Below are 13,816 nucleotides of genomic sequence, written 5' to 3'. Positions count from 1 at the left end.
GTTCGTATTATAAAGGAAGGTGTCCTCCAGAGTTTTCTTCACCATCTGCACCTTTGTTACGGAAGATTTCAGATAGAACCATTAATCCTACGATAGCCACAATTAAAATTGTAGAAAGTGCATTAATTTCTGGTGATACTCCGCGCTTAACCATACTGTAAATGTATAATGGCAATGTTGTTGATCCTGGTCCTGATACGAAGAAACTAATTACAAAATCATCAATTGATAATGTGAATGTTAATAATGCAGCCGAAATAACTCCAGGTGCAATCGCTGGGAACGTTACATAACGAAACGTTTGCCACGGCGTTGCTCCTAGATCGTTCGCAGCCTCTTCTAAATCACGTCCCATACCAGAAAGACGTGCTGCTAAAATAACGACAACAAATGAAATGCTAAAAGTAATGTGTGCAATAATAATTGTTGTTTTACCAAGCTCCATACCTAATTGACTAAATAAAATAAGTAAAGATAATCCCATTAAAATATCAGGAATTAAAATTGGTAAATACACAAGACCGTTAATGGCCCCTTCATAACGATATTTATAACGATGTAATGCAATTGCGAAAATCACACCAAGAACAGTCGTTACAATCGTCGTTACGATCGCAATCGTCATACTATTTACAAATGCATCAATAACATCTTGTTTTTGAAATAAATCTGTATACCAATGGAATGTGAACCCTTCCCATTCCGCATTAATGCGAGAATCATTGAAGGAATATACCATTAAAACCATCATTGGAAAATACAAGAACAATAAAATTAACCAAGAATAAGAAACTAAAAACTTCTTCATTTTTGCCTATTCCCCTCCGTTCCCATCATATTTATATACTTTCGTTGCACGATAATATAAGTAAATTAACAGAACAGAGAATAGAACAACAATCATAGATAACGCAGATCCAAACGGCCAATCACGCGCTCCTAAGAATTGATTTTGAATTACGTTTCCGATTAATGCTACTTTCGATCCACCCATAACGTCTGATACAACAAACATTCCGATAGAAGAAACAAACACTAAAATAGAACCGGTAGCAATCCCTGACATCGTCATTGGTACTGTAACATTCCAAAATGCCTTTACTGGTGTTGCCCCTAAATCATAAGCTGCTTCTAGCTTACGCTTATCAAGCTGCTCAATCGCTGCATACACCGGTAAAATCATAAATGGTAATAAAGAATATACCATCCCAAGTATTACAGAAGGTGTATTGTATAGTAAATTTAACGGTTCACTAATAACGCCTAGCTTCAATAACAATGTGTTTACAAGACCTTGTGAACGTAAAATAACAATCCATGCGTATGAACGAACAAGGAAGTTAATCCAAAACGGGATCGTTGCCAATAATAAAAGAATCGAACGATATTTACGATCAACAATTGTAATTGTATACGCAAATGGATAACCAATTAGTAAACATATTACTGTCGTAATAACCGCAATTTTCACTGTTTCCCATAACGTCCCCATATATAATGGGTCAAATACACGTGCTATGTTCTCTAATGTAAATTGCATTTCCACTGTCCCATATGCTCCGCGCTGCATGAAGGCAAATGCCAATACAAACAGAAGGGGAATTAGGAAGAAGCTTAACAGCCATGCGACTGTAGGTAGTGCGAGTAATTTCCCTTTTTTCAATTTAAGGTCACCTCGTCCTCTTGCTCCCAGCCTACGTATACATTATCTCCAATGCTCCACTGCGCTGCTTCTTCAGCAGTTTGATATGCCATTAATAATTCTGATGTTTTCTCATCACGTACATAAAGCTTTTCCATATTTCCAACAAACTCAATGTCTTCAATATGTCCAAGGTGGTATTTTTTTAAAATCTGCTCTTCAACCGAACGCACTTTTACATTTTCAGGGCGAATTGCTACATAGCCTTCCCCGTTTTTCACAATATTATTTTCACCGATAAATGTCGCAACGAACAACGTTTTCGGCTTATTATAAATTTCTTTCGGCGTTCCGATTTGTTCAATATGGCCTTTATTCATAACAACGATACGATCACTCATGCTCATCGCTTCTTCTTGGTCGTGCGTTACGTATATGAACGTAATTCCTAAATTACGTTGTAAGTTTTTCAATTCACGTTGCAAGTCTTTTCTTAACTTAAAGTCTAATGCTCCAAGTGGCTCGTCTAGTAATAATACACGCGGGTTATTTACAATCGCTCTCGCAATTGCTACACGCTGCTGCTGTCCACCAGAAAGCTTTGCAGGTTTACGATTACGGAACTCAAGTAACTGCGTTAAACGCATTGCCTCTTCAGCACGCTCTTTCTGCTCTGCTGCCGGTACTTTCTGCATTTTCATACCGAAACAAATATTTTTCTCCACATTCATATGTGGGAATAGCGCATAATGTTGGAACACTAGGTTCATATGACGCTTATATGGTGGCAAATCGTTAATCTTTTCATCATCTAATAAAAGATTCCCTTTAGTTGGAGTTTCAAACCCTGCGATCATACGAAGTAACGTCGTTTTCCCGCAACCACTCGGTCCTAAAATAGTTAAAAATTCCCCTTCTTTAATATCTAAAGAAAGCGGTGGGATAATCACTTGATTTCCAAAATGTTTTTCTACTGCTTCAACTTTAATAATCTTTTTCATTTTCCCGTCCTATCTACCTCAAATTTTAATTTTTATATTCATGAATACATATTTATGTTCTATAGACTATTTTTTGTTTCGATCCAAACAAAAATGGTTATTTAGCAAGCGTTCCCTTCTATTCTTTATGTAGTATGTTTGATTCATTTTCGCCTGATACATAATGTCGAACAGAAAAACCCCTTCCATTGCGAAGGGGCTTTTATCATACGGCTACGCCTACTGATAAACACCATCATCATTTTAACAACTTTCGTATGAATTTTAAAGCACTTTTTGTAGAAGAGTAGCGAATTTTCATATCGAATGCCGTAGATTGGGCTAAAATGCTTTTATAATGTGAAAAAGTCCGAAAACTTTCTTCCCCATGATAACTCCCTAATCCACTACTTCCGACGCCACCAAAAGGTAAATATGGTGTTGCAAGATGATAGACGACATCATTAATACAGCCTCCGCCATACGAAATATTACTCGTTACTTTCTTTTGCACTTCTTTATCTTCAGAAAATACATATAACGCTAACGGCTTCGGATGTTGTTGAATCGTGTCAATTACATCTTCTATGTTGTCGTATTCTATAATTGGTAAAATCGGACCAAAAATTTCGTCTTCCATAACGGAACTTTTCCATGTAACATTAGTTAACACTGTTGGTTCTATATGTAAAGTCTCTTTTTTATAGTTCCCACCAATTACAGTTTTCCCATCTTTCAAAAACGTACATAAACGTTCAAAATGACGCTCACTCACAATTCGTACATAATTATCATTGTGCAGTGGCTCTTTCCCATACTGCTCCGCAATTTCATGTCGCAACGCTTCAATTAACTGTTCTTTCACCGAAGCATGCACATACATATAATCAGGTGCTACACACGTTTGTCCTGCATTTAAAAACTTCCCCCACACAATCCTTCTTGCTGTTACATCTATTTTTGCATCTTTATGTACAATACATGGACTTTTTCCACCAAGTTCTAACGTAAGCGGCGTCAACTGCTTTGCTGCTGCTTCCATGACAACTTTCCCAACGCCCACACTACCTGTGAAGAAAATATAATCAAATGGTTCCTTCAGCAAAGCGGTACTTTCTTCAACGCCACCTTCTACTACTGCTACAAGTTCTTCTTGGAATAATTCTTCTAACATTCCCGTAATCACTTTAGAAACGTTTGGCGTTAGCTCTGACGGCTTTAAAACGATTGTATTTCCAGCTGCTAGCGCTCCTACAAGTGGCGCAATTGCTAATTGAAACGGATAGTTCCACGGTGCAATAATAAGTGTCACACCGTACGGTTCAGGTACTACTTTCCCCTTTGATCCAAAATGAGTCAGCGCTGTTCGAACACGCTTCGGTTTACTCCACGATGAAATATGCTTCAATTGAAAAGAGATTTCTTTTAATACATATCCCACTTCCGTTGTAAATGACTCATGAACTGACTTATTTAAATCTAATTTTAACGCCTGAAATATTTCTTCTTCAAAACGCTGAATGCCTTCATAAAGCTTCTTCAAATTATTCTTTCTCACTTCTATACTTCTCGTATGGCCATTATAAAAATATGCTTTTTGTTTATTTACAATAGAAGAAACACTCATTCATTCACCTTCTCCCACTATTTTTATCCAATTCTTTCATTATTTATATAGACTTCATATATAATAAATTTCTATTCATAAAGTTACATTATATATAATTTCTTCTTTTATATAAAATTCATTGCTCACAAAAAAACTACCGAAAGCAAATCTCTCGGTAGTTTTACTGTATTAACGATATAAACGAATAGCACCTGCAGAATTATCATCAGCTTGTCCTACTACTTCAAACTTCAGGCCAAGATTCGGTAAAATACGCCCTGCATCTGGAATCTGTTGATTAATATACGTTTTTGAATCATCAAACTTCGGTACACCCGCTAAGCCATCATACGTAAATGTTCCACGCGTTGGAGATACAACTTTCCAAGCTGGTGTTTTGTCGAATGAGAACGCCGCATCAGCAATTTGGAATCGTGTACTACTCTTAACTGTCGGTTTACCATTTAAAGTTCCTACAATTGCTTCTGGATGAGAATCCACTACGCCAAGGAAACCGTGTCCTGGGTGTACGCCAACCCAGTTATCTGTGTAAGCTGAATCCGCATACCATACAACCATACCAGTGTTAAATACTGGACCGCGTGCAAATTTCAATGCGTTATCTGCACCAGCATAGTTTCTCCACTCTACATAATAGTTATGTTTTTTCTTCTCAGTTCCGTTAGATACAACGAAGCCGTCTAATTTTAATTGTGGTGTCCCTTCTGCATCATCAGAGAATACTACTTTACCATCTACTGTTAATGAAGCATTATCAAGAGCAAATCCATTTAATGCTAAACCACCATCAGTAATGTAATCAAATGTTAATTTTACTTTCTTACCTTTGAATTGGCTTAAGTCATATGATTTGTCAATCCATTTTCCATTTGTCGAATCTGCATTTCCACTATTAGCTTTCTCACCAAGTCTTTCAATTAACGTTTGTTTACCATCTTCTGTTACAGCATGTACTTCAAGGAAGTCATACTCTGCTTCAATTTCATATAATGATTTGAAATCAAATTTTGCATTCGTTGCATTCGTTAAATCGAACAGTGGTGTTTCCATCTTCGTATGAAGATCGTCACCTTTTGTGCTGTAGTAATACTGTTTACCAAATGCTGGGGCAATTGTTTTTACATCTTTATCAGGTAAGTTTACACGAATCATACCTGGACGGTTAGATTTCGTAACACTTTGGTCTAAATATGTTGCTAAACCGATACCTTTATTTAATTTCTCGTAATCTACTTCTACGATATTTGCCCAGTTACCACCGATTGTTTTTTGGAAAAACTCTTTATTTTGCGGTGAGAAACTTGTTGGCGTTGTTCCTGCAATTTTACCAGCCCAGCTACCGCCACTCATAATAGACCAAGATTCAATCGGCTCACCTTGACCGCTATATTGTGTATCATACTCATCTGGAAGACCTAAATCATGACCATATTCATGTGCGAATACACCAACTGCGCCATCTTCTGGCTCAATTGTGTAGTCAAATGCTGCCATCTTTCCTCCCCAATACGGAACTTTCGCTTGTGTGCCTTCGATTGGGAATGGTTTCGGTCCAACAGTCCAGCGATGTGACCAAATTGCATCGTCACCTAATTTACCGCCACCAGCTTCTTGTCCAACACCTGCATGAATAATCATTAAGTGATCGATTAAACCGTCCGGTTGATTTTGATTTCCATCGCCATTTACATCGTATTGATCGAATTGGTCGAACTCTGATAAATCAATACCGCTATCTACAGCTGCTTTTAATGCATCTTTTACTAAATCACGTGGTCCTTTTGGTCCTTTATTATCATGACCGCCGCTTGCAGCATCCGCACCGTAATCAGCAGCTTTACCAGGAACTGTTAACCATTTTGTAACCGTTCCGTCTACTGTATAACTACCGCCAGATTGCTCTTCATAATATTGTTTAAATGTTTCAATTTTACTTCCATCATCTAATGTGAATGGCTCATTACCGAATAACATTTTTTCATAATGTTCTTTGTTAAAGTCTTCCGAATACATATAACCAGGTTCTTTATCGATATTGTTATGTTTAAAGTCAGCGTACTCTACAAGTAGAACGAGTACTTTATCTTTACGAACATCACCGTTGTACGCTTTTTGCTTTGCTGGAGATGTTGGTACTTTACCATTTAGACCACCCTTAACTGGCCCTGTCGCTGCAGGTGTTCCTGTCGCAGGTTTATCTAACTTTTCTTTCGTATCTGCTTTTGCATCTTTCACTTTCTTTAAAAAGTCAGATGCTTCTTTCGTAAGTGGGTCCCCATTTGATACTTCTTTCCCAGGATTTTCACCCTTTTTGTTCTCTACGTATTTTTCGACAGCTTTCTTTGTTTCTGTCTCTGAAGCCTTCGAATCAATTACCCCACGTTTTTTTAGCGCATCTGCTAAACGTTCTTCCGGAATTAAATGATCATCAACTGGGCTCGTAGCTGTCTTATTAACAGGCGTTTCAGCATATGCAGACTGGCCACCCGCTCCGAATGAAAGACCTAATACAGCTGTCAAAGCGATTGATGATAAAACTTTGAACGGTTTCTTGTTCATCCCTTATTTCCTCCCCTAATAAATAATATGTATTACAAATTGAATTTTATTAAAAATTCAATATTTTTTCAATATTTAGTCATATTATGTAATGTTTTTAATATATTTGTAAAAATTCCATAGTTAGCATACGAATATATCACAATTCAACAATGTTTTCTGAAAATATTGAAAATATTTGTCAGAAACTTTATAATCGCCATAGAGGGAATTTAATGGGGATTTTATCTTTGTTTTATCTACAAAATATTTGATAATTCACTACATAAAAATACAAAATCTGATTGTATTATCACGTATTCTGTAGCAGCAGTTATGACCGATAATTAGGGAGGAATTACATTTGTACAAAGATAAGACTGACGCATTGGATCAAGAATGGATTGATTTAATACTTGAAGCTCTAGACGCTGGTATCGCACTACAAGATATCGAACATTTTTTCCAACGTATGAAGCCGGCCACTCAGGCTCAATAGGTTTGTTCTTTTTAGCGAAGTTTATGTTATAATAATGACATCATAAGACGACGACATATTGATAGAAAGGTGCGCAAATATGATTGGAGAACGTATAAAACGCCTGCGTTTACAAAAAGGTATTTCATTAACTGAACTTGCCGAAAAAGCTGGCGTTGCTAAATCTTACATTAGTTCTATAGAACGAAATTTACAAAAAAACCCTTCCATTCAGTTTCTTGAAAAAATTGCAGCAGTTCTACAAATTCCAGTTGATACTTTACTTCATGATGAAACAACAAAGGAAAATCACTTAGACTCCGAATGGACACAGCTCGTTAAAGATGCAATGAACTCCGGCGTCTCCAAAGAACAATTTCGTGAATTTCTTGAATTTACAAAATGGAAGCAAGATCAAAAATAATAAATAGAAAGAAGTGCTTACAATCAGCACTTCTTTTTTCTTTATAAAAAAAGCGGGGGATACCCGCTTTTTTATTATTTTTCTTCGCCAGCTTCTTGGTTAGCATTGAATGTCCATTCTAAATTCAATGAATCGCCTTGGAAGATATTTTGGTCTTTTCCATCATCTACAAATTCAAATTGTACCCATAAATAATCCTCTGTACCAGCTTCTAATCCACCCTTTTCTCCCCACTCAGGAGCAAAGATGTCTTTAGCTAAAAGATCTGGATCGGTTTTTTGTAAGTCTGCTAAAGTTGTTTCATATACAGGTTCACTTTGTTTATCCCAGTTCCAAAGGAATTTCACTTTAATGTGCTTACCAAAGTCTTCACCAGCATTATCGCCTTTTGCATCTTTCACAGTATACTTTGTCGCTAATTTAACGTCTTTAATTGTTAATGAACCGCTATTCTTTAATAAGAACTCTTTCTTAACAGAATCCCCTGGTTTTAAATCTTTAATATCTACAAGCGTTGTAGGGTCTAATGTAAGATCTAACGTCCCAGCCGCAAATGTATTATTCGATACTTCTTTATCGCTAAAGTATGCGAATGTTCCTCCACCAATTAAAGATAACCCCAATGCTGCTGATGCAACTCCCATACCTAATTTCTTTTTCAGACTCACAATCAATTCCCCCTAGCTGTTTTTTTATATTTTTATTGCTATCTCTTATTTAAAATAAGAGATGTAACTAAAACTATATTAGCATTAGCTAATATTTGTTCTTTTTTAAAAACCTTATGTTCATTATAACGAACAAACCTATATAAATACAACAAATATTTATTAATATTTTCAGTTATTTTTATTTCTCAATATTATTCCGAAATTTCTAAAAAATATTGATAAATAAAAAATGTTAATTAATATTTAAACTAATTATTCTCCTTCACTATCATACTGCCAACTAGTTTTCTCCTATCTTCTAGATTTTTACATGTATCGTTAAAATAAAGAGGATACGCCAAATAGGTGAGTCGCAATGCTCTCTCACCTATTTGGCTGTATAACCGCTATTCGCTCTATATGTTGCTGTATTTTACTTGTTATTCTTGTTTTTTACTCTCTTCTTGCTTTTTTGCTTCCTCTTGTTTCTTCTTCTCTTCTAATTTTTTCGCTTCCTCTTGTTTCTTCTCTTCTAACTTTTTCGCTTCTTCTTGTTTCTTTTCTTCTAATTTTTTTGCTTCTTCTTGTTTCTTACTCTCTTCTAGTTTTTTTGCTTCTTCTTGTTTCTTACTCTCTTCTAGTTTTGCTGTTTCATCTACTAGTAACTTCTCAAAATCTTGAATTTGTTTATCAATCACTTGTAAATTAACTTCTTTATCAACATACTCACAGTTTTCTTTCACTATATGAAAACCAGCATTCACATACGAGAATACTTGCTTATTCGATTCAGTTGTATTTCCTTTTAACTCTTCTTGCACTTGATTATAAGGTTCTTCTATTGACTTATACACTTTTTGTAAAGATTCTCTCTCAGCAACTATTTTCTCCCGCCCTTGCTTCCACGTAACAAGCGCCTGTTCTAACTCTTGAACGGAGGTAACAGTTACTTTTGATTTCATCTCTCCATACTCATGTAAAATAAATTCCTTATGTTTCTTAGCTTGTTCTGCTAATTGATCAACTGTTTTTGGAAAAATACTTGCTGTAGAAATCGTAGCCGTTACTTTCGTTTCATGAACGAAAGTTGCTTCTGTATAAGTCATCATTTGAGAGCCTAAATAAAAAGTAATAGAACACAAACATGGCAATATAAGAATCTTTTTAAAATTGCGAGGTGGCTTCAGCATTTTAATCTCTCCTATCGAACAACTCGTTCTTTATCAAGAACTATATCTTTATTATAATAAAGTGAATTACAAAATGATATAAAAATTATCTTTCTTTTTACATTTCCCTTTTATCAGAAAAAGAGACTATCATTTTTGATAGTCTCTTTTTCTTGTCCTTATTATTTTCCTTCAGCTTCACCTTGTTGTGCATCAAACGTCCAAGTTAATTGTAGCTTATCCCCCTGGAATTCATTTTGATCTTTTTTATTATCAACGAACTCAAATTTCACTTTGAATTTATCAGACTTACCTGCAGAAATACCTTTTTCATCCCAGAACCAAGCAGCTAAATCGTTATTTACCGCAGTAAGTGTGTCACCCTTCAATTTATCTAGCGTTGTTTCCTTTACGATTGTTTCATGCTTGTCTACATTTTTTAAGAATGTTACTTTAATATGTTTACCAAAATCATCTTTATTATCTTTCTTCACATCTTCTACATTATAATCTGTTTTTAGTAGTACTTTTTTTATATCTAATGTTCCTTTATTTTCCAATTTAAATTCTTTTTCAACTGTATCACCAGGTTTTAAATTCGATACATTAACAACTGTTGATGGATTTAATGCTAAATCAAGCGTACCAGCCGCAAATGTATTGTTTGACACTTCTTTATCACTGAAAAATGCAAACGTTCCTCCGCCAACTAACGCTGCTCCTAATACTGCTGATGCGATACCCATTCCTAATTTTTTCTTTAAAGTCATGTCCATATCCCCTTGATTTATATATTTGTCAACTTCCTAAACGGAAAGTATAACCAAATGAACTAGACAGATTGTTCTACTTTTTTCTCTTTCTTTTCTCCGTCTATGCTACGAATAGCACCAAAAATAGTAATAGCGGAATATCCTAATAAAAAGACTCCTGGAATAATAAGAAGTAAAGCAGCTCCAGCTTTTGAATTTGCATAATTTAATGCATACCCTGCATAAGGAACTGTAATATCCGCGTATTTTCCAATGACATTCTCCGCAAGTACTGGTTCTAAATCAGCGCCGTTGTTGTTATCCCCTTTTGTTTCATACATTACTTTTCCATTTATATCTTTCACACCGATAATACGGTGAGTGATAATTTTTTGATCTTTCTCTTTAAAAGTAATAACATCACCTTTTTGATATTTAGAACCATCTTTCGTCGGCTCTATCGCAATGATTGATCCTGTTAAAAATGTTGGCTCCATCGATCCTGAAAGAACACTCTTAAATTGATATCCCATTACCGTTGGATCACCACCACTCGCTTTTGAAGAAATAACTACAAAAGCTAAGCAAACCATCAACGCAAATAAAACAAATGAGATAACGTTGCTAATCACCTTCCAAATTAATTTCATCGTATCTCTCCCTCTCCGTTGTTTTATATTATTTGAAGTATGCAATATTCACTTCTGTTCTTTAACAAGAACACAACTAAATAATATAACGAACAAACCGGAAATGCAATAAGAAAATTTACAATTATTAGTTATTTTCGATATATAAAAAAGACTGTGACAAAGTCTCTTCACAGCCTTTTAACTAGTAATTTATTTTTCTTCTGATTTCATTCCTGTTGTATTTCGGCGTAGCACTACAAATAAAATAGCTCCAAATAGTACAGCAGCCCCTATCCCAATGCTTATTATTTTCACATTTGATTCTTTTACTTCAGGCGTAGCCGTATCTTTTTTAGGCATCGCAAAAGTAACATCTTCTTTTGAAAGAACATTTACCGTCGCAATTGTTTGATTATTTTTCGTAATATCAACTGCCCCAACTACCTCACCGCGATGGATTCCTTTATGATATAAAGAATCTTTATCTAATGAAGCCGCATGGAAAATCGTCCTTACGTTTTTCCCTTCATCTTTCTTAAGCGTAAGTTCTGCACTTTGCTCAAGTTCGCTATCAATATCTTTATTTAAATATGTTGTTTTTTGATGCCAACTCTGTTTATCTAGTACCATTTGCTTCACAAATTGACCGAAAGAATAGTCCGCCATCTGCTTCAAATCTTCATAAATTTCAGGTCTTTGAGAAGCCATTACTACATTTATAATACGATTTCCATCCTTCTCATTTAATAAAACGAGTGTATTGCGCGCTTCATTTGTAAAACCAGTCTTTCCACCAATACTATATGGATTTTCAAAATAAGTAGACTTGTTAAAAATAGACACCGTCTGTCTAGATGTCGTAACTGTCGTTCTTTTCGTATTCATTGCTTGCAGAATTTCAGGATACTTTTGTACACCTCTCGTAATCATCGCCATATCATATGGCGTAGTATAATGATTCGGATCATGCAATCCATTTGGCGTGACAAAGTGACTATCTGTAGCCCCTAATTGTTTCGCTCTCTCATTCATCATATGAGCGAAATTCTCAACACTTCCGCCAATATGCTCCGCAATCGCATACGACACATCATTCGCACTCAGCACCATTAAAATCATAAGCGCAGTATTTCTATTAATCGTCTCACCAGGTTGAAACTCAATTTGATAATTACTCTTCTCTTGATCTAATGCTAATTGTGAAAACGTAAATTCATCCTCAGGCTTCGTATGCTCCATAAGTAAAATCGCCGTTAACACCTTCGTCATACTAGCTGGAAATGCACGATGATGTGCGTTTTTATCATACAAAATATCTCCAGTTTTCGCATCAATCGTAGTTGCAAACTGACTAAAAACATTCGGCCCTTCCTTAGGTGGTGGGGCTACTTGTTCTGGATTCACTCCAATATTTGTCTCAGCACGTAACGTCATAGGTGTCAAAAAAAATAAACAAATAACGGTAATAAAAGCCAAAATTTTCTTAAATTTTACCATATGACTCTCCCTTTTCCCTATACTCTCACAGTTTAAAAATTGAATATACCAATCTATATGTAATTTGTATTAAATTGGAAGAATATTCACTGTTTTTTACTATATCATACTTTTACGATGAATGACATAAATATACAATAAAAAATAAGAAAGAATTATTCTTTCTTATCCTTCTCATCAATCAATGAATCTATTAATTTTTGACTAGCTTCCTCAGGTGTAATCTCATCTGTCATCCCCATAAACGACCAACCTTTAGAATCAACCCACTCAACAAACTCTTGTAAAAACTCATCATGTGTAACATCCACATCAAGAATTGATCCATTAATCGAAATCGTTCTATTTCTAGATACACGCATCTTGAACGTTTTCCTAACCATTATAATAAATTCTCCCTCTACTCTTGAATAATTATAAAATAATCTTGTATCTCTGTTATACATGATTTTAAGTAAATTGTAAAAAGGATATATTGGCCAGTTTGCATATTGAAACTGAAAATCTATTATCATCCAAAAAATAGCAAACGATATGTAAATGATCATAAATCACTAAATAAATCCACATAAAACACAAAACAACTTACATTTTATCACACCAAATACAAATGACTTCAGTACAATAAAATGGACTATACTAGAAGTAACCTTAACATAAGGAGGAACTCTATGGCCCGTTGTACGTATTGTAACACGAAGTGGACAATAAAAGATGTATGGTCAATACTCGTGACATTTGAAAAACATTGCCCGTATTGTTTTAGGAGGCAATATGTATCTAATGACACCTTTCATCATGCTAATGCCGCTCTACCTCTATTATTCTTATGCCCTTTACTTGTTGATTTAAGCGATGAAAACCCTTTAGATAAATATCTTAAATAATATGACCGCTACATCCTACTAAGTTTTTTCTTATCATTATCCCTTCAGACACTACTCGTATAATTGCATATGATTTCCTTTTTAAAACCTAATTTAAAAATATTGAAAAATTTCAGTTAATTGCATATAATTACTTTATCATAAAGATTACAGATGCTGTTACATACGCATTTTTGAAGATCCCGTAGCTCAGCAGGGAGAGCGCCACCTTGACAGGGTGGAGGTCGTGAGTTCGAGCCTCTCCGGGGTCATAAAACCTAATAGTATCAAGGCTTGAGGGAGTATTCTCAAAAGCTAAAACTGTGGAGGTCTCCATCAGACACCACAAGTTAACAGAGGACTACTTCTAGTCAGCAAACCAGCTGGCTCAGGGGACGTCCTCTTTTTTGTTTCCATAAAACTGAGAAAGGACTAAAAAGAAAATGCTACTTAAGTTTGTATAGTAATTAAAATTATAGTTTTTACACTCATTGAAATCAGTTAGATAACTCTTAAGACTACCGTTTATCTAACTCAGATCCCTATTCCCCCTTCAGA

The 13,816-nt window shown here is 35.2% G+C and carries 14 protein-coding genes and 1 tRNA gene; 4 read left to right on the top strand and 11 right to left on the bottom strand.

Annotation, left to right across the window (positions count from 1 at the left end; genetic code table 11):
- Nucleotides 1-7 precede the first annotated feature (7 nt).
- From potC to inhA1, 5 genes are all read right to left on the bottom strand, one after another.
- Complete coding sequence (gene potC / locus MR070_RS17165; protein ID WP_000714199.1) at nt 8-808, bottom strand: spermidine/putrescine ABC transporter permease PotC; 801 nt, start codon at nt 806-808, stop codon at nt 8-10.
- A 6-nt stretch (nt 809-814) separates the two neighbouring features.
- Nucleotides 815-1,663 (bottom strand): spermidine/putrescine ABC transporter permease PotB, encoded by an 849-nt coding sequence (gene potB, locus MR070_RS17160; protein ID WP_000715504.1) that lies wholly within the window; start codon nt 1,661-1,663, stop codon nt 815-817.
- Nucleotides 1,660-2,643 (bottom strand): spermidine/putrescine ABC transporter ATP-binding protein PotA, encoded by a 984-nt coding sequence (gene potA, locus MR070_RS17155; RefSeq protein WP_242261692.1) that lies wholly within the window; start codon nt 2,641-2,643, stop codon nt 1,660-1,662. The genes potB and potA overlap by 4 nt, the downstream gene beginning before the upstream one ends.
- 238 nt (nt 2,644-2,881) lie before the next feature.
- Nucleotides 2,882-4,249, bottom strand: a complete 1,368-nt coding sequence (locus MR070_RS17150; protein ID WP_242261691.1) for an aldehyde dehydrogenase — start codon at nt 4,247-4,249, stop codon at nt 2,882-2,884.
- 171 nt (nt 4,250-4,420) lie between these two features.
- Nucleotides 4,421-6,811 (bottom strand): M6 family metalloprotease immune inhibitor InhA1, encoded by a 2,391-nt coding sequence (inhA1, locus tag MR070_RS17145; protein ID WP_242261690.1) that lies wholly within the window; start codon nt 6,809-6,811, stop codon nt 4,421-4,423.
- A gap of 343 nt (nt 6,812-7,154) precedes the next feature.
- On the opposite strand from inhA1, the gene MR070_RS17140 reads away from it, so the two are divergent.
- Both MR070_RS17140 and MR070_RS17135 read left to right on the top strand, forming a co-directional pair.
- Nucleotides 7,155-7,289, top strand: coding sequence for an anti-repressor SinI family protein (locus MR070_RS17140; RefSeq protein WP_000276215.1), 135 nt, complete (start codon nt 7,155-7,157; stop codon nt 7,287-7,289).
- 79 nt (nt 7,290-7,368) lie between these two features.
- Nucleotides 7,369-7,692 carry a helix-turn-helix domain-containing protein gene (locus MR070_RS17135; protein ID WP_000578880.1) on the top strand — a complete coding sequence of 108 codons (324 nt, stop codon included), beginning with the start codon at nt 7,369-7,371 and terminating at the stop codon, nt 7,690-7,692.
- Between the two features lie 74 nt (nt 7,693-7,766).
- On the opposite strand, the gene calY is transcribed toward MR070_RS17135, so the two are convergent.
- The 6 genes from calY to MR070_RS17105 all read right to left on the bottom strand — a co-directional run bounded on the left by calY (nt 7,767) and on the right by MR070_RS17105 (nt 12,775).
- Nucleotides 7,767-8,360, bottom strand: coding sequence for a biofilm matrix protein CalY (gene calY, locus MR070_RS17130; protein WP_061185640.1), 594 nt, complete (start codon nt 8,358-8,360; stop codon nt 7,767-7,769).
- Between the two features lie 422 nt (nt 8,361-8,782).
- On the bottom strand, nt 8,783-9,532 hold the full coding sequence (locus MR070_RS17125; protein WP_242261689.1) for a DUF4047 domain-containing protein: 750 nt from the start codon (nt 9,530-9,532) through the stop codon (nt 8,783-8,785).
- A 161-nt stretch (nt 9,533-9,693) separates the two neighbouring features.
- Nucleotides 9,694-10,281: a CalY family protein gene (locus MR070_RS17120; protein ID WP_000172834.1), complete on the bottom strand. Its 588-nt coding sequence runs from the start codon at nt 10,279-10,281 to the stop codon at nt 9,694-9,696.
- A 62-nt stretch (nt 10,282-10,343) separates the two neighbouring features.
- The gene (sipW, locus tag MR070_RS17115) at nt 10,344-10,913 is read right to left on the bottom strand and encodes a signal peptidase I SipW (RefSeq protein ID WP_074542086.1); all 570 of its coding nucleotides are present in this window, start codon (nt 10,911-10,913) and stop codon (nt 10,344-10,346) included.
- A 192-nt stretch (nt 10,914-11,105) separates the two neighbouring features.
- Nucleotides 11,106-12,392 carry a D-alanyl-D-alanine carboxypeptidase family protein gene (locus MR070_RS17110; protein ID WP_242261688.1) on the bottom strand — a complete coding sequence of 429 codons (1,287 nt, stop codon included), beginning with the start codon at nt 12,390-12,392 and terminating at the stop codon, nt 11,106-11,108.
- A 155-nt stretch (nt 12,393-12,547) separates the two neighbouring features.
- Nucleotides 12,548-12,775, bottom strand: a complete 228-nt coding sequence (locus tag MR070_RS17105; RefSeq protein WP_000251864.1) for a hypothetical protein — start codon at nt 12,773-12,775, stop codon at nt 12,548-12,550.
- A gap of 288 nt (nt 12,776-13,063) precedes the next feature.
- Between MR070_RS17105 and MR070_RS17100 the strand changes: the two genes are divergently transcribed.
- The gene (locus tag MR070_RS17100) at nt 13,064-13,279 is read left to right on the top strand and encodes a hypothetical protein (protein ID WP_242261687.1); all 216 of its coding nucleotides are present in this window, start codon (nt 13,064-13,066) and stop codon (nt 13,277-13,279) included.
- Between the two features lie 178 nt (nt 13,280-13,457).
- Nucleotides 13,458-13,530, top strand: a tRNA-Val gene (locus tag MR070_RS17095).
- Nucleotides 13,531-13,816 lie beyond the last annotated feature (286 nt).

The organism is Bacillus cereus group sp. BfR-BA-01453 (assembly GCF_022662915.1).
Taxonomy (GTDB): Bacteria; Bacillota; Bacilli; order Bacillales; family Bacillaceae_G; genus Bacillus_A; species Bacillus_A paranthracis.
The sequence above is the reverse complement of the archived record's forward strand: the minus strand, read 5'-3'. Positions and strand labels throughout refer to the sequence as shown.

Bases quoted from the DNA above. Each gene is read 5' to 3' on its own strand.
- potC (WP_000714199.1), bottom strand. From the start codon at position 808: ATGAAGAAGTTTTTAGTTTCTTATTCTTGGTTAATTTTATTGTTCTTG.
- potA (WP_242261692.1), bottom strand. From the start codon at position 2,643: ATGAAAAAGATTATTAAAGTTGAAGCAGTAGAAAAACATTTTGGAAAT.
- MR070_RS17150 (WP_242261691.1), bottom strand. From the start codon at position 4,249: ATGAGTGTTTCTTCTATTGTAAATAAACAAAAAGCATATTTTTATAAT.
- inhA1 (WP_242261690.1), bottom strand. From the start codon at position 6,811: ATGAACAAGAAACCGTTCAAAGTTTTATCATCAATCGCTTTGACAGCT.
- MR070_RS17135 (WP_000578880.1), top strand. From the start codon at position 7,369: ATGATTGGAGAACGTATAAAACGCCTGCGTTTACAAAAAGGTATTTCA.
- MR070_RS17125 (WP_242261689.1), bottom strand. From the start codon at position 9,532: ATGCTGAAGCCACCTCGCAATTTTAAAAAGATTCTTATATTGCCATGT.
- MR070_RS17120 (WP_000172834.1), bottom strand. From the start codon at position 10,281: ATGACTTTAAAGAAAAAATTAGGAATGGGTATCGCATCAGCAGTATTA.
- sipW (WP_074542086.1), bottom strand. From the start codon at position 10,913: ATGAAATTAATTTGGAAGGTGATTAGCAACGTTATCTCATTTGTTTTA.
- MR070_RS17110 (WP_242261688.1), bottom strand. From the start codon at position 12,392: ATGGTAAAATTTAAGAAAATTTTGGCTTTTATTACCGTTATTTGTTTA.
- MR070_RS17105 (WP_000251864.1), bottom strand. From the start codon at position 12,775: ATGGTTAGGAAAACGTTCAAGATGCGTGTATCTAGAAATAGAACGATT.
- MR070_RS17100 (WP_242261687.1), top strand. From the start codon at position 13,064: ATGGCCCGTTGTACGTATTGTAACACGAAGTGGACAATAAAAGATGTA.